Origin of the sequence: Xanthomonas sp. 3498 (assembly GCF_014199795.1) — a bacterium.
GTDB lineage: Bacteria > Pseudomonadota > Gammaproteobacteria > Xanthomonadales > Xanthomonadaceae > Xanthomonas_A > Xanthomonas_A rydalmerensis.
The window spans coordinates 349,383-368,427 of sequence record NZ_JACHOH010000003.1 but is presented as its reverse complement, the minus strand read 5'-3'; the positions used below and the strand labels follow the sequence as shown (position 1 = coordinate 368,427).

Below are 19,045 nucleotides of genomic sequence, written 5' to 3'. Positions count from 1 at the left end.
GGCCTGTGGGCAGCGCCGTCGCAGACCGGCGTGAGGAATGTCCGTGCCGCCTGGACCTTTCCCAGGCCACGCCTGCCGGCCTGCCTTCGCGTGTAATCGACGCGCCGCGGTACCGTGCTGCACGTTGAATATTGCCTGCAAGACGGTTGGGGCTGTCGCGGTGCATGACCGCTACGAGCGGCGCCGGGGAGGGGGAGGCAGGCTGGAGCGCCATATCGCCATCGCGTTGGCGCGCCTGTCGGCCGCGGCGTAGAGTGCCCGCATGAAAACCCGAATGGCTCTGGCTGCATTCACCCTTTCCATCACCCTGACGGCAGGATGTTCCATGACGCACGGCAGTCCGAAAAACCCCGCGAAGAATCCACACCCGGTCAAGCGCTACGAGGTCATCGCCACGTCGCAGGCTCCCGGGCCGTGGGATTCGATCGAGGGTTACATCGGATATGACGTGGTCAACAAGAAATGCTTGCCGATGGACTCATTCCTCGGCGAGCAGGACGTGCCGAACATTGGCGTCGATATTGAAATGACCCGCATGGACGAGCACACGTGGAAAGGGTATTTCTATCGCGATGCCTTGCAGGACGAGGACTACTACAAACTTGGCGTCTGCCACTGGGACGTGACCAGTGTCGCCATCACGGCGGTCGCCAAGGGCGTCAGGTTCAACTGGAGCCACACGTTGAATACCCTCCTGCGCGATGGCCTGCAGACGAGCTATTTCAAGAAGAGCGTGTACGGCGACCCCGCCGCCGCGCGCCATGGTGCGCAGACCCTGACCGCTGAAGATCCCGACGTCGTCCAGCATCCCGATGCGTACTTTCCCGTCACCGTCGTCGTCAAGGATGTCATCCCATGAGCCACATCGATCAGGTGCGCGCCGATGCTGCCAACGACGCCTATGTCAACCGCTCGCAGCGCGATGTCGAAACGTCCAAGGCCGTTGCCCTGGACGGCAAGGACTACACCGTCTTCGGATATGCGAGCGACCCGATTACCGGCTTTCATGCAACCGCCTATCAAAACGTGGCGGCGCCGCATGACATCGTCATCGCCTATCGCGGCACCGATCCGGCGCTGTTTTCCGGAGCGACCAGCGCGGAAAGACGGGACCATGCGCTGACCACGCTGCAGGACATCGCTGTCGACGCCAAGATGGTGCGCGACAACGTCAATCCGCAAAAAGCCGCCGCCGATGCGTTCACCGCGGAGATGCTCGCCAAGGCGGCCGACCGTGGCATCCCCAGGGACCAGGTCTCGGTCGCCGGCCATTCCCTCGGCGGTGCGCTGGCGGAAATCGAGGCGGCCAGATACGGGCTGCGCGGCGCCACCTTCAACGCCTACGGCGCGGCACAGCTCACCGGCGGTGCGCCGCAGCCCGGCTGCCAACTCACCAACTACCGCATGGCCGGCGATGTGGTGAGCGCGGCCAGCCCGCACGTCGGCAAGGTGGTATCGCTGGCCAGCCAGGACGACATCCAGAGCCTGCGTGCTGGCCGTTACCTGGACGCGCCGGCCGGCGCGCCGCCCCCGAACGTGCTGATCGCGATGCGCCTGGGCGATCACGGCGGCCAACAACACTTCGGCAGCCAGAGTCCGGGCAACATGCTGGAACCCACCCGCTTCGCAGAGGCGGTGCAGCGCTCTGCGGCGCATGAAGCGGCCATCGCGCAGTTCCAAAGCGATGTCACCCATCACCGCGGGGAACTGTCGCTGGCGCTGCGGCAGATGCAGGCAGGCGATGGCCAGCGCCTGCTGCCCCCCGGGGTCCAGCGGCAAGTGAACGAATACCTGACCTTGCATGCCGAGCAGCCCATTCGAGACGGGATCGAAGGCAACGGCGTCGTGCGGGGCGTGCAACATGGCCTGCAATCCGGCGCCGATGCCGTGCGCGCCGGCGGTCGCTACGTGCAAGCGCTGGATGAGCGCATAGCGATCGTGGCGCGGGAGGGTGGGCGCTTTACCGGACCCTTCATCCCCGTGGCGCCATTTGCCGGACATGTGGTGGGCGAAGCCGCCCGTCTGCATGGCCAGGGTACGGATGCGGCAGCACGTTGGGTGAGCGGCGGGCTCGAGTCGGCCAAAGGCGCCGTGGAGCGAGGCGCACACGCGGCGGCCGAAGCCGTGGTCGAGAAGATCCATGATCCTCGTGTACAGGCGCGCGTGGCCAACGTCGCCAATCACATCGTCGATGCCTACGATGGTGCGCGGGTCGCGGCGCAAACCGCCACGCAGACCTATCAACTCGGCAAGCAAACGGTCTCCGATGGGATCGATCGCGCCGAACGTGCGGTGACGCAAACCTACGACGCGACCAAGCACGTGGTGACCGAAGGCGCGCACCAGGTTGGTCGCGCCGCCACCCAGACCTACGACGCCGCGAAGCATGTGGTGACCGAAGGCGCGGAGCAGGTTGGGCGCGCGGCCACTCAAACCTACGGCGCGGCGAAGCATGTGGTCGCAAGCGGTGTGGAGCATGTCGAGCGCACGGTCACGCAGACCTACGACGCGTCCAAACACGCAGTGACCGAAGGCGCGGAGCAAGCTGGACGTGCGGCCACCAGTGCCTATGATGCGGCGAAGCAAGCGGCCGACAGCGCCGCGCGGGTGGGTACGCAGGCGTACGAGACCGCAAAACAGACCGCCACGCAGGGCATCGATGCGGCCAAGCACGCGGCGGGCCAGGCCTACGACACGCTGACCCATCCCGGGCAGTGGTTCCAGCGCAGCGCGCCGGCCAACGCGCCCGCGCAGCCGCACCCGCAGGTGCCTGCCGCGACGCATCCGCATGGCGCGGCGACGACGCCTGCTTCAGGAGCCCACTCGGCACCGTCGGCCGGCCATACGGCCGATCGTGCGCAGAACCTGGGCGCGCTGCCTGCGTCCGATCAGGCCATGTTCGCGCGCATCCGCAAGGACGTGCCGGCGCATATCGACGATGCGCACGTCGCGCAGGCGATGCTCGGCGCCAAGCAGGCAGGCATCGCCGGCGCGGACAAGATCGACCGGGTGCAGGTGGCCGGCGACAAGCTGTGGGTGTCCGGTACCACGCCGGGGTTTCGCGCCGCCACGGACGTGGCGCAGGCGGCGGCACCGATGCACGAGACGGTGCAGCAGACGCAGGCGTTCAACCAGCAGCGCGAGCAACACCTGGCCATGGAAGCGCAGCAGCGGCTGCAGGACGCCCCTGGCGGCAGAGGCGCGCCGGCTCTCGGTTAATCCCGACCCCGGCCGATCGGCGCTGCGCCAGGTCCGTTCGCGGCCGGCCGTTGCCGGTCGGCGCCGCCCATCGTGGCGCGCATGGGTAGAATCGCGGTTTTCCCGCAGGAGTCGCCATGCGCACGCTGTATCCCGAGATCGAGCCGTTCGACAGCGGCATGTTGCCGGTGGACGCACGGCATACCCTGTCCTACGAACAGTGCGGCAACCCGCAAGGCAAGCCGGTGGTGCTGCTGCACGGCGGTCCGGGCGGCGGCTGCAACGCCAAGATGCGCCGCTTCCACGATCCGGCCAAGTACCGCATCGTGCTGTTCGACCAGCGCGGCTCCGGCCGTTCCACCCCGCATGCCGACCTGGTCGACAACACCACCTGGGACCTGGTCGCCGACATCGAGCGGCTGCGCACGCACCTGGGCATCGAGCGCTGGCAGGTGTTCGGCGGCAGTTGGGGCTCGACCCTGGCACTGGCCTACGCGCAGACGCATCCTGAGCGCGTCACCGAGCTGGTGCTGCGTGGCATCTTCATGCTGCGCCGCTGGGAACTGGAGTGGTTCTACCAGGAAGGCGCCAGCCGCCTGTTCCCCGATGCCTGGGAGCACTACATCGCGGCGATCCCGCCGGTGGAGCGCGCCGACCTGATCTCCGCCTTCCACCGACGCCTGACCAGCGACGACGAGGCCACCCGCCTGGCCGCGGCCAAGGCCTGGAGCGTGTGGGAAGGGGCGACCAGTTTCCTGCATGTGGATGCCGATTTCGTCGACAGCCACGAAGACCCGCATTTCGCGCTGGCCTTCGCCCGCATCGAGAACCACTACTTCGTCAACGGCGGTTTCTTCGAGGTCGAGGACCAACTGCTGCGCGACGCGCACCGTATCGCCGACATCCCCGGGGTGATCGTGCACGGCCGCTACGATGTGGTCTGCCCGCTGGCCAACGCCTGGGACCTGGCCAAGGCCTGGCCGAAGGCGACGCTGCAGATCACGCCGGCCTCGGGCCATTCCGCGTTCGAGCCCGAGAACGTCGACGCACTGGTGCGCGCTACCGACGGCTTCGCCTGACGCGGGAACGGCGTGCGCCGGCGCTGGCGCATGCCGTGCCCGGAGGATTCAGGCGCGCGCGTCGTTGCGGGTTTCCGCCGTGCAGGCGCTGCCGTCGCCGGGCACGGCATGCAGCGCAAGCGCACTACAGCGGCAGGCCGGCGTCGTGCAGTGCCGTTGTGCCGGCGGTGCCTGCCGCGGCGGGGCGCGGGTCCAGGCGCGCCTGGTCGGTTTCCTCGGTCCACACCACGAACGATTCGAGGGTGTTGTCGCCGAAGGTGTTGCTGATCGCGACGTCGGCGGCGTCGCGGCCGCGCGCGATTAGCACCCGGCCGATGCGCGGCAGGTTGTGGCGCGCATCGAAGGTGTACCAATGCCCATCGAGGAACGCCTCGAACCAGCCGGAAAAGTCCATCGGCGCGTCCGAGACGGGGACGCCGATGTCGCCCAGATAGCCGGTGCAATAGCGCGCCGGGATGTTCATGCAGCGGCACAGCGCGATGGCCGCATGCGCGAAGTCGCGGCACACGCCGCGGCCTTCCTGCAGCGCCTGCGCGGCGCTCTTGGTCGAACGCGCGTGGGCGTAGCCGAATTCGATCTGCGCATGCACGTAGTCGCAGATCGCCTGCACCCGCGCCCAGCCGGTGGGCGCGCTGCCGAACAGGTCCCAGGCCATGCTGCTGAGCAGATCGGTCTCGCAGTAGCGGCTGCCGAGCAGGTACACCAGGGTGTCGTCCGGCAACTGTTCCACCGGCGTCTGCGGCGCGTCGTAGCGGTACTGGTCGGGCAGGCCGCTGTCGCGCACCACCGCGTCGGCGCGCAGCGTCAGTACGCCGGCCGGGGCCAGCATGCGTGTGCAACTGTTGCCGAACTGGTCGCGGTAGCCGCGCAGCGGGATCGCCGGTTCGGTCTGCAGCGCGGTGGCGACGACGATGTCGGTGCGACGGCTGTCGTGGATATCGAGCATGGCCAGCACCGGGGTCGGCTGCGGGAAGTGGTAGCGGATCTCGTAGCCGAGACGAATGAGCATGGGCGGTCCGGTGCGTGGCGGGACGTCCGGATGTGGACGGCGTAGTCCGAGAGTGCGCAGCGCACGCTCAGGTGGGCGTGAAGGCGCCCACTCGCCTGTTCGGCATCCTCGGCGGGCGTGGGTCCCGGGCCGCGGCGGCGATCGGGTTCTTGGCGGATCGCCAGCGCCAGTTGGGTCGGGCCGCACGCTGCGGCACCGCGATCGCATCGCGGCGCGGTCGGCGCCGGATGTGGTCGGCGGTGGCCAAGCCAGCGAGTGCCTGCCGTCGACCGGGCACCGCGCGTCCACGTGCGGTGCGTCGCCCGGGGAGTACAGTGAATGGCCCGGTCTCGGCGCCTCGGCGCCAGGCATGCGCACGCCTGACGTAGACTGCGCTGCCGCGCACTGCCTGCCCGACGACGCATGATGCCGCTGTTGACCTTGCGCCAGACGCTGGACGCCTTTGCCGCCTGCAACGACGACGCTCACGTGCGCGAGGCGTTCGGCTGGGTGCATGCCACCGGCGAGGAACCCCTACAGGCGCGCTTCTGGTTGCCGCCCGACGAAGCTACCGCGTTCGACGACGCTGGTGCAGCGCCGCCGGCGGCGCGCGCGCTGGGCCTGGCGCCGTACCTGGAGCCGGCAACGTTTGCCGACGTGCTGGACGTGCAGAAGCGGCAATGCCCGTTGTCGACCTTGCAGGACTACGCGCAGGCACTGGCCTACTACGCCGAGTACGACGCGTTCCTGCAGGTCGAGGGCGTGGACGAAGCCCTCGGCGAGGCGGACGAGGACGCATGGGAGGCAGCGCGTGCGGCTGGCGTCGGTGCAGGCATCTTTGCCTCGTTCGACCTGGTGCTTGCAAGCTGCCCGCCCGAACACGTGAAGCCGGTGGCGCAGCAGGTCGCGCGCCTGCTGGATTGGCCGATCGGGCAGGCGCTGGCCGCCTGTCGTGCCGGCTTGCTGACAGTAGGCGAGGCACTGGATCGTCGCCGCGCCACGGCGATCGCGACCGACTTCGCCGCACTTGGCGCCCCCTTGCAGGCGCAAGGCTACAAGGCGTTTCCGTGGATGTCGGTGCCGACGCTGAAATAGACGACGGGTTGTGCGCCTGGCGTGCGCCGTCTCTGCCGCGCGTTGCCATGCCATCGGCGGTGGGCGGGCTTCACCAGCTCCCGGCCAGCAGCGCGTCCGTCAACACGTGCAGCTTGGCCGAGCGCTGCCGTGACGGCGGATAGATCAACGACAGCGTGCGGCTGCGGCCTTCGAACGGCTGCAGCACACGTTGCAGGCGTCCGTCGGCCAGTGCATCGGCCACGGCGAAATCCATCACCTGCACGATGCCGATGCCGGCAATGGCGCCTTCGACCAGTGGATCGCCGTGGTCGAACACCATCCGCGCCGGCGGCGCGAATCCGCAGCGTTGTCCGTCCTGCAGGAACTGCCAGTTCGCCAGGCGCCCGCTGCGCGGATTGCGGATGGCCAGGCAGGCGTGATCGCGCAGCGTCTCCAGGTCGGTAGGCGTGCCGTGTGCGGCCAGGTAGGCGGGACTGGCGACGGTCACCCAGCGTAGCGGCCGCAGCGGCCGTGCGACGATGCGCCTGTCGGCGATGGGGCCGGTGCGCAATGCGGCGTCGAAACCTTCCTCGACCAGGTCGACCAGGCGATCGCTGAGCACGGTCTCCACCCGTAGCTGCGGATGCCGCGCCAGCAATGGGGCCAGCAGCGGTACCAGCACCTTGCGGCCGAACATCGACGGCGCGCTGATCTTCAGCGTGCCGGACGGCGTGCAGGAGCGGTCCGCCAGTTGCCGCTCGGCCTCGTCCAGGCCGCTCAGCAACGGCGCCACCTGCTCGACGAACTGGCGTCCGTCCGGGGTCAGCCCGACGTTGCGGGTCGTGCGCTGCAACAGCTTGACGCCGAGCGCCGCCTCCAGCCTGCCGATCGCGCGGGACAGGCCCGATTGACTGGCCCCGAGCTGGCCAGCGGCGACGGTGAAACTGCGCGCCTCCGCCACCTGCACCAGCATGCGCACGGCGTTGAGATCCATCTGGCGCTGTACTTTCAGGACGGCTACGGCTGGAGTCCGCTGCAGGCCGGCATGGCGTTCCTGCCGCCGACGGTGGTCTGCGCCGTCGGCATCCGCATCGCCGAACGCTTGCTGCAGCGGCGCTCGCCGCGGCAGGTGCTGGCCTGGGGATTCGGCGCAGGTGCGCTGGGCATCGCGGGAGCGACCGTCGCATTGCCGCACGGCGCAGGCTATTGGCCGTTGCTGCCGGGCATTCTCATGCTCAGCGTGGGGCAGGGCATGAGTTGGACGGCGATGTGGGTGGTGGCCGGCCAGGGCGTGCCGGCACCGCAGCAGGGCGTGGCCTCGGGCATGGCCGCCACCGCGCAGCAGATCGGTGGTGCGGTGGGCCTGGCAGTGCTGGTGATGGTGGCCAATGTGGCGCGCGGCGCGCAACTGGCCGCCAGTGCGGCGGCGCTGGATGGGTTGGCGCGGGCGCAGTACGGGGCTGCGCTGTTCGCGGTCCTGGGCGTGGTCATCGCGTTGTGCCTGCGCTACCCGCGCGGCGCGTGCGGTGCAGCGCCCTGCCTGTCGCGCGAGGCATGGGAGATCGCTGGGCTTGCGTCCGCCTCGGCTTACTCCAACGCCAGCAACTGCGGCTGCAAGGCGCTGAAGATCCGCGCCAGCCGCTGCGCCCAGGCCAGCTGGCCGGCGGCGTCGGCGATCAGGTCCTGGCGGATCTCCAGTTCCACATGCGGCAGGCCGCGGCCTTCGCCGTGCACGGGCACCGCGTAGTCGCTGCTGTCGCTGACCGCGTACGGCGCGTTGTCGCCGACCAGCAGGTCGTCTTCCTCGCGTAGCGCCTGCAGCAGCGCATGGGCGAAGCGGGTGTCGCGGTGGTAGAGCACGCCGGCATGCCAGGGCCGCGGCGCGCCGTCCAGCGCCGGGGTGAAGCTGTGCATCATCACCAGCACGGTGGGTCGCGCGTTGGCACGGCGTGCGTCCAGCTCGGCGGCGATGCGTGCGTGGTAGGGCGCATGCACGGCGTCGATGCGCTGCTGCCGCTGCGCCGCCGTCAGTGCGGCGTTGCCCGGCACCACGGTGCGGTCGCTGACGGACGGGATCAGCGTCGGCGAGGCGAGCGGGCGGTTGCAATCGATCAGCAGCCGCGAATAGGTCTGTTCGATCGCCCAGGCGTCGAGCAACGCGGATAGCGCACGGGTGGTGCCGGCGATGCCGATGTCCCAACCGATGTGCCGGTCCAGTTCCGCCTGCGCCAGGCCGAGGCCGTGCAGCGCGCGTGGCACCGCCTGCCCGGCGTGGTCGGCCAGCAGCACGAACGGCGACGTGCCGTGCGGGCGGTGGACGCTGAATACCGCCGGGTCGTCGGCGCCCAGTAGCGCTGGCAGGGCGGACGCGTGCAGCTCAGACACGCGGCGTGCCGTCCAAGTGGTGTTCGATCATCCACAGCCCGGCCCACAGCTTCGCGTCCAGCTCGTAGCCTTCGCCCATCTTCTGCACCAGCCACGCGGCGGCGCGGGTGCGCGGCACCGAATGCACGGTGATGTCCTCGCTGGCGTCGCCACCGCCGTTGCCGACCTTGCGCAGGCCGCTGGCGCGGACGAAGGCGATCTTTTCGTTGCTGGCCCCGGACGAGGTCGGGCCGATCAGCAATACCTCGGCGTGGTCGGCGGTCCAGCCGGTTTCCTCTTCCAGTTCGCGCACTGCCGACACCTCGATCGATTCGCCGGCATCGATGTCGCCGACCAGCCCGGCCGGCATCTCGATGGTGCGCGCCTGCAGCGGCACGCGGAACTGTTCGACGAACAGCACCTCGTCGTCCGGCGTGACCGCCACGATGATCGCGGCCAGGCCGCCGGCATGCACGCGTTCGGAATACTCCCAGGTGCCGCGCACGACCATGCGCTGGTACTTGCCTTCGTAGACGACGCGGGGCGGGGAATCGTGGCGGGGCATGGGCGGCTCGCAGGTAGCGGAGGAAGAAGGCGCGGTCGCGCGCGGCGCGGTCCGGCGATGCGGTGCAGTGTAGAGCGTGCGCTGTCGTTTTGATGTGCGCCACGCGGCCTGCGGTTGGCGGGTGCGACGCGGCGCCGGCGTCGCGTGGTTCGCCGGGGCGTAGCGGCCAAGGCCAGACCTTGCACAACCGGAGCATCTGACCTTGAAGGGCGCGCCGGCCTCGATTCGGCAGTGTTGTCGGGTCGCAACGGCGAGGCCATCGCTCAGCCGGCCGCAAACTCCAGGCCGGCCGCCTGCAGCAGTCGGCGCCGGGTCAGCGGCCCGAAGCGCAGTGCCTCGCACAGGCCCTGCAGCATGTCGGCATCGGCCACGCCACGGGCGAAACCCGGCGCGGCGGTGTGCAGGGGCGCGTCCAGGGCGATGGTGGTCAGCTGCCGCCACAGCAGCGCGTGCTCGCGCTGTTCGCGCAGGCGCACGGCCATCTGCGCGGCGCCGCGCAGGCGCAGGAACGCCACTTCGTCGACCCGCGCCAGCAGTGTGTCGAGGTCGCCGAAATGCGCCAGCAGGATCGCCGCGGACTTGGCGCCGATACCGGTAACGCCGGGGATGTTGTCGATCGCATCGCCGGTCAGCGCCAGGTAGTCGGCGATCTGGTGCGCATGCACGCCGTGGCGCGCCTTGACCCCGGCCGCGCCCCAGCGCTGGCCGCGGCCGTAGTCCCACTGTTCGTCGAACTCCAGCAGCAACTGCGACAGGTCCTTGTCGGCCGAGACGATCACGCCATGGAAGCCGTCGCCGCGTGCGCTGTGCAGGGCGCTGCCGATCAGGTCGTCGGCCTCGTAGTCGTGGTGCGCCAGCACGCCCAGGCCCAGGGCCGCGCACAGTGCCTTGCAGTGCGCGAACTGGCGGCGCAGCGCATCCGGCGCCGGCGCGCGGTTGGCCTTGTAGGCCGCGTACAGGCGATGCCGGAAGCAGCTGTCCAGCGCTTCGTCGAAGGCGATCACGATGTGCTGCGGGCGTTCGCGCTCGAGCAGGTCGAGCAGGAAGCGGGCGAAGCCGTGCACCGCGTTGGTCGGCCAGCCCTGCGCGTCCTGGAACTCGTCGGGAATCGAATGCCAGGCGCGGAATACGTACAGGCTGGCGTCGACCAGGTACAGCGGCCGCGACAGGGGCAGCCCTGCGTTCACGGCGTCCAGTCGCTGAGCAGCGCGCGCGGATCCGGCCGCTCGCGCTCCGGTACGTCGAGGCGGGCGGTGCCGATGTGGATGAAGCCGGCGACGTGCTCGTGCTCGGCCAGGCCGAGCCGTGCGGTCACCGTTTCGTCATACGCCATCCAGCCGGTCAGCCATTGCGCGCCGAAGCCGTAGGCCTGTGCCGCCTGCAGCAACGCGAAGCACACCGAACCGGCGGTGAGCCACTGTTCGATTTCCGGCACCTTGTGCCCGCGTTGCAGGCAGGTGATCACCGCGATCACGACGGGCGCATGGGCGAAACGCTCGCGGTCCTTCTCCACCGCCGCCGGCGAGGCGCCCGGGTCGCGCTCCCGGGTGCGCTCGGCAAGGATGTCGCCCAGCGCCTGGCGCGCCGGGCCGGCGATGCGCAGGAAGCGGAACGGCACCAGCTTTCCGTGATCGGGGACACGGACCGCCGACCGCAGCATGGCCAGCAGCGTGTCCGTGTCCGGTCCCGGCTCGCCGAGCTGCTTGGATGGCACTGAACGGCGCGCATCCAGCGCTTGCAGCGAATGAATTGTGCGCATAGTCTCGATTCCGTGGGGCGGGCGCGAAATTATAGTCGGGCGCTCGCAGGCGGCAGCGGATGCCGCGGTTACACGGACAATCACATTGTGTTGCTGATCTGCCGCTAGCTTCCGAATTGACGTCGGTCTCACTGCTGCCTGCGTATCACACTGCCATGACCCTTGCTGAATACGCTGAAGAGTTGTCGCCCAGCCGCAACGCGGATCTGCTCGAGCAGGTCCGGGATGTGGTGTCGGTGCCGCTCGCCGGCGCCTTCGGCGAGGTGCTGGACGTGCTGGCCGAAGCGCTGTTCCGCATGGCCGAGCGCGCCGGGCCGACCCAGAACGACTATTTCGAGGCGATCCAGTTGCTGCGCCAGCAGCGCGAGCCGATCGCCGCGCGTTTCCGCGCGCACCTGGCCCAGGCCTGGCAGGCGCTGGAGGCCGGCCGCCCGCTGTCGGTGGAACGCAGCCTGGCGCGCGAGCGCGGCGACCTCAGCCTGGTCTCGGAACAGGAGCTGGACGTGCGCCTGGCGGTGCGCAACCTGGCTGGCGCGATCCAGCACCGCTGGCGGCCGGAACTGATGCGGCTGAACCGGTTCCTCGGCTTCATCGCCGGCGGCCAGCGCATCGATGCCGACAACAACCCGTTCGGTCCCGAGCACGTGGGCGCGGCGGTGTACGCGGCGCTGCACGGGCTGGTGCTGGCGCCGCAGGTGCAACTGGCGATCGTCAAGATCTGCGAGGAGGAACTGCAGGAGCGCGTCGGCGAGCTGTACGCGCAACTGGAGCAGCGCCTGAACGAGGTCGCGCGCGCCCGTGCGCTGCCCAGTGGGCGTCCACGCCGCCGTGCCATCCCGCGCCTGGGCGCCAGCGACAACGAGGCGGCGCCGGACTGGATCAGCCGCTTCTTCGAGAACTGGGACACCGCCGCACCGCTGACCGCCGCGCAGCGCCGCGCCGCGCGCGCGCTGGACGCGCACGCGCGCAACGAGCAGGAGGTGCTGCCGCCGGCGCTGCGCGCGCTGCTGCACGAGGCGCAGCCGGAGGCGGGCCCGGGCGAGGCTCGGCGCTGCCTGTCGCCGCGCGAACTGCTGTCGGTGCTGTCGTTGTTGCAGACCATGCCGTTGGCCGGATTCGCCGCCGTCTGCGAGCACGGCGGCCCGCTGGCGCAGGGCCTGCGCCGGCAGATCGCCGGTGTCGGCGCCTCGCTTGGCCTGGACCCGGCGGGCACCTGCCTGGATCCGGCCGATGCGGACACGCTGGATCTGGTCGGCCTGCTGTTCGACGTCATGCTCGAGGAATGCGTGCTGCAGCCGCCGCAGCGCGAACTGCTGGGGCAGATGCTGGTGCCCATGGCCAAGGTGGCCTTGATCGACGGGCGCCTGTTCGTGCGCGACGGGCATCCGGCCCGGCGCCTGCTCAACCTGCTGGCCGACGCCTGCGACGGCAATGCCGGCAGCACCGGCCCGGAGCAGGCGTTGCAGGCGCAGGCGCAGGCGGCGGTGGAACGGGTGGTGCGCGATTTCGACGAGCACCTGTCGGTGTTCCTGGCGCTGGAGGCCGAGTTCGGCAGCGCCTATGAGCAGTACCGACGCCGGGTGGAGATCGCCGAGCGCCGCGCGGCCGAACTGCAACGAGCGGAGGAACGCCGCGAGGTCGCCCGGCAGCGTGCCGCACAGGCCGTGCACGAGCTGTTGCAGCAGGCCGGCGACGACCTGACCCTGCCGCCGCCGATCGAGGCCTTCCTGCGCCAGTCCTGGTGCCAGTACGTGCAGCAGTCGGCGCTGCGCGACGACGGCCAGGGCAGCGTGCTTGCCGCGGCGCTGGCGCTGGGCGATGCGGTGCTGGCGCAGTGTCGCCAGGCGCAGTCGGGCGCAGCGCCCGCGGGAGGCTGGCTGCAGCCGCAGCGCGCCGAGCTGACCCGGCTGTGGACCAGCGTCGGCCTGGACGCGGCGGCAGCCGAGGCCGCCTGGCAGTCCCTGCACACGGCGCTGGACGACGTGGCGCACGCGCGGCCACTGCAGGCCGCGTTGCCCGCGGCCAGCGTGGAGTTGCCGGAACCGCCCGCCGCCGAGCCGGTGCCGGCGCTGCCGGAGCCGGCCCAGCCCACCGATTTCGATCACATCACCGCCGATTACTTCCGCACCCTGCCGATGGGCACCTGGCTGGACTTCGTCGACCGCGAAGGCCGCGTACAACCCGGCAAGCTGACCTGGGTGAGCCCGATTTCGGCGCGGCTGCTGTTCGTCAACCGCCGCGGCGGGCGGCTGTGCGTCGCCTCGGCCGAGGCGCTGGCGGTGATGGCGCGGCTGGATCGGCTGCGCCTGCATCGCGACGACGACGCCTTCTACAGCGCCATGCAGGGCGTGGTCGACCGCCTGGAACGGGTGGCGGTCGCGGCCTGAGCGCGTGCGGATTCAGGCCGCGCTGCACGCGGAGTTACGCCGTCAAGCACTACGATTCTGCTCGGGGTCACGTTCTGGAGCGAGAAATGCGTAGCCCATCACGGTCGATATTCAGCTACCTTGCCTACCATGCAGGAGCGGAAACAGGGGCCGCGTCTGTTCGTCCTCCACCACTCTTTCATCTGGCGTCGTCCATGGCGCGGAGCCGTTGCGCATGAGTTTCAGCCCCAGCCCGCACGCACACCCGGCGCGTGACCCGCGCCTGTTGACGCAGGCGCGCGAGGGCATGCTGCCGGTGCTGGGCCAGGCCTTCGCCGAGGCGCTGGCGCATTTCGATGACGTGCTGTTCGACCGCGCCGAGAGCGCCGGCGCGTCGCAGTTGCTGTTCCTGGACGGCATGCGCGAACTGCGCCGTCGCCGCGACGAGATCGCCGCACGCTTCCGCGCGCAGCTGCACACCGCCTGGGAGGCGCTGGAGGCCGGCGCGCCGCTGTCGGCGGAAGTCGCGCTGGCCGGCTATGGGCAGGGCCTGAGCCTGATCTCCGAACACGAACTGGAATCGCGGCTGGCGGTGCGCAACCTGGCCAGCGTGCTGCTGCGCGAGTGGAAGCCGTTGCTGACCCGCATCGACCGGCGCCTGGGCTGGATCGCCGGCGGCCTGGAACTGGATGCGGACACCAATCCGATCGGCCCCGAACACATCGGCGTGGCCGTGCATGCCGCCTTCTCCACCAGCGACCTGGCCCCGGAAGTACGGCTGGTGCTGATCAAGCTGTGCGAGCGCGACTTCACCGCCGGCGTCGGCAAGCTCTACCAGGACCTGGACGACAGCCTCGCCCAGGCCGGGGTGATGCCGGAGATCTCGCGGCCGCGGCCGCCACCGCCGCCGCGGCGCGCCCCACCGCCGGAGCCGCGCCCGTCGCGCGAGGCCGGCGCGGCGGCCGATGCCGGCGTCGGTGCCGAGCTTGGCGACGACGAAGAACACTACGCACCGGCCTGGGCCAACCGTTTCGTCAACCGCTGGGCCGAGCGCCGCGGCGGCCTGCAGGCCGGCGAGCGCTACGACGACGGTGAGGCGCGCCTGCCCGGCGGCAGCCAGGGCGTGTTGCTGGAAGCGCTGCACGAGCTGCTGCAGCAGACCCGCAACGCGCGCGAAAGCGCCACCTCCGCGGCCACTGCGGCGGTCGGCCAGCAACGGCCGCTGAGCCAGCGCGAGATGATGTCGGTGCTGTCGCTGCTGCAGGCCACGCCCAGTGCCACGCTGCGTGCGGCGATCGGCGACGACAGCGAGTCGCTGGCGCAGCGGCTCAAGAGCGAGGTGCTGTCCAACGCCACCCAGTTCGGTGTGGACCCGGCGCATGCGCGGCTGGATCCGGTCGACGAAGACGCGATCGATCTGGTCGGCATGCTGTTCGACGTGATGCTCGACGAGCGCGACCTGGAGGGCCGCTCGCGCGAACTGATCGGCCGGCTGGTGGTGCCCTTCGTCAAGGTCGCGCTGCTGGACCGGCGCATGTTCGTACAGAAGACCCATCCGGCGCGGCGCCTGCTGAACTCGCTGGCCGAGGCCTGCGAGGGCAACACCGGCGAGAGCCAGGCCGAGCGCGTGCTGATGGGCAAGGTCGAGGAGATCATCGACCGGCTGGTGGCCGATTTCAACGAGAACCTGGCGATCTTCCTGACCCTGGAAGAGGAGTTCCGCGATTTCCTGGTGCAGCACCGCCGCCGCATCGAGATCGCCGAGCGCCGTGCCGCCGAAACCCAGCGCGGCCAGGAGAAACTGGAACTGGCGCGGCAGCGCGCCGAGGCCGAACTGCAGGTGCGCCTGCAGGGCCGGCAACTACCGCAGGCGCTGCAGGATTTCCTGCGCCAGCCGTGGCAACACCATCTGACCATGGCGATGCTGCGCGAAGGCGAGGGCGGCCCCGGCGTGCGCGATGCACTGGCGCTGGCCGACGGCCTGCTCGAGGAAGCCGCCGAGGCGCAGCGGCACATCGTCGGCAAGCCCTGGCTACAGGCCTGGCAGGGGGCGCTGCAGCGGGTCTTCGCCAGCGTCGGCCTGCATGCCGAAGCCGCGACGGCGGCGATCGATGCGCTGCACGACACGCTGCAGGCGGTGGCCGAACTGCGCCCGGAACTGGAGCGGCCGCTGCCGGAACTGCCGCAGGTGGCGCTGCCGCAGCCGCCGGTGCAGGAGGCGCAGCCGGTGGAGGTGGCGCCGCCGCAGACCATGGACGATTTCGACAATGCAGACGCCGACCGCTTCCGCGCGATGCCCATCGGCACCTGGCTGGATTTCGTCGACCGCGACGGCAAGATGCAGGCCGGCAAGCTGTCGTGGGTGAGCCCGATCTCGTCGCGGCTGCTGTTCGTCAACCGGCGCGGCGTGCGCTTCTGCGTTGCCTCGCCGGAAGAACTGGCGGTGATGGTGCGGCTGGGCCGGCTGCGCGCGCACGTCGACGACGGTGCCTTCGACAGCGCCATGCAGGGCGTCATCGATCGCCTCGATCCGCACAGCGCGACCTTGCACTGAGCGGGCCGTCGCGGGGGCGTGGATGAGCGCTGCCGTGGCGTCAAACGTGGTCACGCGTTGCTTGGCTTGTACCGATTGCGGCGCGTGGGTCCGCGCTATCGGGCGCGCGTCGCCAGCGTGCCTGTCCACGGATGCCCGCCTAGTGGGCGCTTCGCCTCCACCTGGCGTGCGGACCCTGTAGGATCGGCGCGGACGACGGGCAAGGCACGGGGAATCGCATGGCAGTGCAGGTGCTGGTGGTGAAGGAGTCGGCGCAGGGCGAACGCCGTGTGGCGGCCACGCCGGAGACGGTCAAGAAACTGGTCGCCCTGGGTGCGCAGGTGCGGGTCGAACCGCAGGCCGGCGTGTCGGCCGGCTTCGTCGATGCGGCCTATCTGGCTGCCGGCGCCAGCCTGGCCGATGCCGACAGCCCGGCGCAGGCGGATCTGGTGCTGTGCGTGCAGCCGCTGCCGGCGCTGGCGCTGGAGCAGCTCAAGGAGGGCGCCGGCGTGGTCGGCATCCTGCAGCCGCAGGCCGATCCGACGCGTGCAGCGGCGCTGCAGGCGCGGCAACTGGTCGCCTTCCCGCTGGAACGGCTGCCGCGCACCACCCGCGCGCAGGCGATGGACGTACTCAGCTCGCAGGCCGGCATGGCCGGCTACAAGGCGACCCTGATCGCTGCGCAGCTGGCGCCACGTTTCTTCCCGATGCTGACCACCGCGGCCGGCACCATCCGCCCGTCCAAGGTGCTGATCGTCGGTGCCGGCGTGGCCGGCCTGCAGGCCATCGCCACCGCCAAGCGCCTGGGTGCGCAGGTGGAGGGCTTCGACGTGCGCCCGGAAACCCGCGAGCAGATCGAATCGCTGGGCGGCAAGTTCCTCGACCTCGGGGTCAGCGCCGCCGGCGAGGGCGGCTACGCGCGGCAACTCACCGACGACGAGCGTGCGGAGCAGCAGCGGCGCCTCGCCGAGCACCTGAAGGGTATCGACGTGGTGGTATGCACCGCCGCGGTGCCGGGGCGGCCGGCGCCGAAGATCCTCAGCGCGGCGATGGTCGCCGGCATGAAACCCGGCAGCGTGGTGGTGGACCTGGCCGCCGAGACCGGCGGCAATTGCGAACTGACCCGGCCGGGCGAGACCATCGAACACGCCGGCGTGACTATCGCCGGTCCGCTGGACCTGGCCAGCATGGGCGCGGTGCACGCCAGCGAGATGTACGCGCGCAACGTCTACAACTTCGTCGCGCTGTTCCTGAAGGACGGCGCGATCGCCTACGACTGGAACGACGAACTGCTGGCGAAGACGCGCTGGACGGCGTGAGCTGGCGTTGTGGGTCGTTGAGCCGGTGAGAGGGGGGGCTGCATTCCAGACGCCGATATCCGCGTTACTACACCGGGCGAACTGGCAGGCGTCATTGCAGGCCACTTGATCCAGCACCTCGCAGGTTGCTTTTCCCATGTAGGAGCGGCTTCAGCCGCGACGGGCGTTCCCGGGAACGCCGTCGCGGCTGAAGCCGCTCCTACAGGTTGTCCCGCGACGGTCTCCCTGGAAGCCATCACCCAACACGTACCGCAAGGCACCGCGCGACGTGCGCATCAACCTCGACCGGCGCGGAGGGAAAGCGCCGTCCGCTTACCTGGCAGACTCCACCGGCGGCACGCTGTCCGGGCCTGCATTGGCGCGGATCCAGGCGGCGCGTTGTGCCGGCGTCATCGCTTCCCAGCGGTCGCGCAGCGCCTTGCGCTGGTCCGGCGGCAGCGCGCGCATGCGGTCGAACAGCACCCGCGCCTCTTCGCGCTGCTGCGGGGTCATGTCCTCATAGCGGCGGGCGCCCTTGCGCGCGCGGTCGCGTTGCTCCGGGGTCATCGACTGCCAGCGCTGCGCGTGCTCGAACATGCGCCGGCGTTGCTGCGGGGCATCGTTCCAGCGCTGGCGCAGGGGGGCGATCAGCAATTCGCGCTGCTGCGGGCTGAGATGCTCCCAGTCGGGCAGTGGCGGGCCGGCATCGTCGTCGCGATCGGCCGCGGACGGCGGTGGCGGCGGCCCCGGGGGGGGCGGGGCGGCGAACACGGCCGGGACGGCGCTGCCTGCCAGCAGCGCCAGCGCCAGGGAAAGACGGATCAAGCGAGTCATCGGGTTCATTCCATTGCCAGCGAGGTATCGGAGCCCAGCCACAGGTACAGGTCGGGATTTTCGTCCAGCATCGCGGTCGCGGCCTGGTCGGTGTCGGTGCTCGCGCCGGCGCGCGCCGACGTGGTCGCGGCGGCGGTGGTGTCGGTGGCCACGCTGGCGGTGCTGGTCGGCACCGAGGGTGCCGGGCGCAGCAGCAGGTGCACGCCCAGCGCCGCACCGAGCAGCGCCGGCACCGCTGCCAGCAGCCAGCCCCAGCGCCGGCCCGGCGCCGTGTGCGCTTGGCTGGCCTGCTGGCGTGCGGCGCGTAGCCGCGCCAGGGTCGGGGCGGGCAGGGCTTGCAAACCTGCCTGGTGGACGGCACGCAGGCGCGCATCGAAGTCCGCGGATCGGGTGGGAGCGGATGTCATCGGACGTCCTCCAGATGTTTCTGCAGCGCCTCGCGGGCGCGCGATAGATGGGTTTTCACCGAACCTTCCGAGCAGCCCATCGCGCGTGCGGTGGTGGCCACGTCCAGCTCTTCCAGCACGCGCAGGGTGAAGGCCTCGCGCTGCCGCGCCGGTAGCGCGCGCAGGGCGGTCACCAGCCGTGCATGGGTCTGGCGGCGCTCGTGCTGCTCGGACGGATTGGGGCCGTCGTCGGCCCAGTCCGGCGGGCTGTCCGAATCGCGCTCGCTGTTGGGTGCCCAGAAGCGCAGGCGGAAGTTGCGGCGGCGCTGCAGGTCGATGATGCGCCGGCGCAGGATGCTCCAGAACAGCGGCGTCCATTCCTGCGCTGGGCGCTCGCGATAGGCCAGCAGCTTGATCATCGCGTCCTGCACCGCGTCCAGCGCGTCCTCGCGCTGGCGCAGGCCGGCTTCGGCGAAGCGGAACGCGCGCGGCCCGATCTCGGCCAGGAACGCATCCAGCGACGCCGGCAACGGGCGCTGTTCGGGATCGGCATCGGTCGACGGCGGTGCGAGGGCGGGCGTGCTCACCAGCACAGCTTAGCTTCCTGGCAGGGGGATGC

The 19,045-nt window shown here is 70.4% G+C and carries 16 protein-coding genes and 1 pseudogene; 8 read left to right on the top strand and 9 right to left on the bottom strand.

Translation table 11 applies throughout. The features are described 5' to 3' along the window. The first annotated feature begins 262 nt into the window (after positions 1 to 262). The 3 genes from GGR66_RS11435 (at position 263) to pip (ending at position 4,277) form a co-directional block, all read left to right on the top strand. The gene (locus GGR66_RS11435; RefSeq protein WP_255421665.1) at positions 263 to 859 is read left to right on the top strand and encodes a hypothetical protein; all 597 of its coding nucleotides are present in this window, start codon (positions 263 to 265) and stop codon (positions 857 to 859) included. Then, entirely contained in the window at positions 856 to 3,219 is a 2,364-nt protein-coding gene (locus GGR66_RS11430; RefSeq protein ID WP_184448304.1) for a hypothetical protein, read from the top strand. Before GGR66_RS11435 ends, GGR66_RS11430 begins: the two co-directional genes overlap by 4 nt. Positions 3,220 to 3,335: 116 nt before the next feature. Then, the gene (gene pip / locus GGR66_RS11425; protein WP_184448303.1) at positions 3,336 to 4,277 is read left to right on the top strand and encodes a prolyl aminopeptidase; all 942 of its coding nucleotides are present in this window, start codon (positions 3,336 to 3,338) and stop codon (positions 4,275 to 4,277) included. A gap of 124 nt (positions 4,278 to 4,401) precedes the next feature. On the opposite strand, the gene GGR66_RS11420 is transcribed toward pip, so the two are convergent. Next, positions 4,402 to 5,286, bottom strand: a complete 885-nt coding sequence (locus GGR66_RS11420; protein WP_184448302.1) for a transglutaminase family protein — start codon at positions 5,284 to 5,286, stop codon at positions 4,402 to 4,404. Positions 5,287 to 5,688: 402 nt separating this feature from the next. On the opposite strand from GGR66_RS11420, the gene GGR66_RS11415 reads away from it, so the two are divergent. Beyond that, positions 5,689 to 6,360, top strand: a complete 672-nt coding sequence (locus GGR66_RS11415; protein ID WP_184448301.1) for a hypothetical protein — start codon at positions 5,689 to 5,691, stop codon at positions 6,358 to 6,360. 70 nt (positions 6,361 to 6,430) lie between these two features. Here GGR66_RS11415 and GGR66_RS11410 read toward each other — a convergent pair whose 3' ends face one another. Continuing rightward, positions 6,431 to 7,315, bottom strand: coding sequence for a LysR family transcriptional regulator (locus GGR66_RS11410; protein WP_184448300.1), 885 nt, complete (start codon positions 7,313 to 7,315; stop codon positions 6,431 to 6,433). Between GGR66_RS11410 and GGR66_RS11405 the strand changes: the two are divergent. Beyond that, a pseudogene (locus GGR66_RS11405) lies at positions 7,295 to 7,828 on the top strand (MFS transporter); the annotation flags it as partial. The gene GGR66_RS11410 and the pseudogene GGR66_RS11405 sit on opposite strands and share 21 nt — an antisense overlap. 80 nt (positions 7,829 to 7,908) lie before the next feature. Here the strand turns inward: GGR66_RS11405 and GGR66_RS11400 are convergent. The 4 genes from GGR66_RS11400 to GGR66_RS11385 form a co-directional block, all read right to left on the bottom strand. Then, positions 7,909 to 8,706, bottom strand: coding sequence for an N-formylglutamate amidohydrolase (locus GGR66_RS11400; protein WP_326520993.1), 798 nt, complete (start codon positions 8,704 to 8,706; stop codon positions 7,909 to 7,911). Beyond that, positions 8,699 to 9,250 (bottom strand): NUDIX hydrolase, encoded by a 552-nt coding sequence (locus GGR66_RS11395; protein WP_160966942.1) that lies wholly within the window; start codon positions 9,248 to 9,250, stop codon positions 8,699 to 8,701. Before GGR66_RS11395 ends, GGR66_RS11400 begins: the two co-directional genes overlap by 8 nt. A 263-nt stretch (positions 9,251 to 9,513) precedes the next feature. Next, entirely contained in the window at positions 9,514 to 10,437 is a 924-nt protein-coding gene (locus GGR66_RS11390) for a 5'-3' exonuclease H3TH domain-containing protein (RefSeq protein ID WP_160966944.1), read from the bottom strand. Beyond that, positions 10,434 to 11,009, bottom strand: coding sequence for a nitroreductase (locus GGR66_RS11385; protein WP_184448299.1), 576 nt, complete (start codon positions 11,007 to 11,009; stop codon positions 10,434 to 10,436). The genes GGR66_RS11390 and GGR66_RS11385 overlap by 4 nt, the downstream gene beginning before the upstream one ends. A 155-nt stretch (positions 11,010 to 11,164) precedes the next feature. On the opposite strand from GGR66_RS11385, the gene GGR66_RS11380 reads away from it, so the two are divergent. The 3 genes from GGR66_RS11380 (at position 11,165) to GGR66_RS11370 (ending at position 17,227) form a co-directional block, all read left to right on the top strand. Beyond that, positions 11,165 to 13,396: a DUF1631 family protein gene (locus tag GGR66_RS11380; protein ID WP_184448298.1), complete on the top strand. Its 2,232-nt coding sequence runs from the start codon at positions 11,165 to 11,167 to the stop codon at positions 13,394 to 13,396. Between the two features lie 214 nt (positions 13,397 to 13,610). Next, entirely contained in the window at positions 13,611 to 15,929 is a 2,319-nt protein-coding gene (locus GGR66_RS11375; protein ID WP_184448297.1) for a DUF1631 domain-containing protein, read from the top strand. 218 nt (positions 15,930 to 16,147) lie between these two features. Next, entirely contained in the window at positions 16,148 to 17,227 is a 1,080-nt protein-coding gene (locus GGR66_RS11370; RefSeq protein WP_184448296.1) for an NAD(P) transhydrogenase subunit alpha, read from the top strand. Positions 17,228 to 17,539: 312 nt separating this feature from the next. Here GGR66_RS11370 and GGR66_RS11365 read toward each other — a convergent pair whose 3' ends face one another. The 3 genes from GGR66_RS11365 to GGR66_RS11355 are packed head-to-tail and all read right to left on the bottom strand — an operon-like array spanning position 17,540 to position 19,019. Next, on the bottom strand, positions 17,540 to 18,040 hold the full coding sequence (locus GGR66_RS11365; RefSeq protein WP_184448295.1) for a DUF3106 domain-containing protein: 501 nt from the start codon (positions 18,038 to 18,040) through the stop codon (positions 17,540 to 17,542). A 5-nt stretch (positions 18,041 to 18,045) separates the two neighbouring features. Next, positions 18,046 to 18,447: a hypothetical protein gene (locus tag GGR66_RS11360; RefSeq protein ID WP_184448294.1), complete on the bottom strand. Its 402-nt coding sequence runs from the start codon at positions 18,445 to 18,447 to the stop codon at positions 18,046 to 18,048. Further along, positions 18,444 to 19,019: an RNA polymerase sigma factor gene (locus GGR66_RS11355; RefSeq protein ID WP_160966958.1), complete on the bottom strand. Its 576-nt coding sequence runs from the start codon at positions 19,017 to 19,019 to the stop codon at positions 18,444 to 18,446. The genes GGR66_RS11360 and GGR66_RS11355 overlap by 4 nt, the downstream gene beginning before the upstream one ends. Positions 19,020 to 19,045 lie beyond the last annotated feature (26 nt).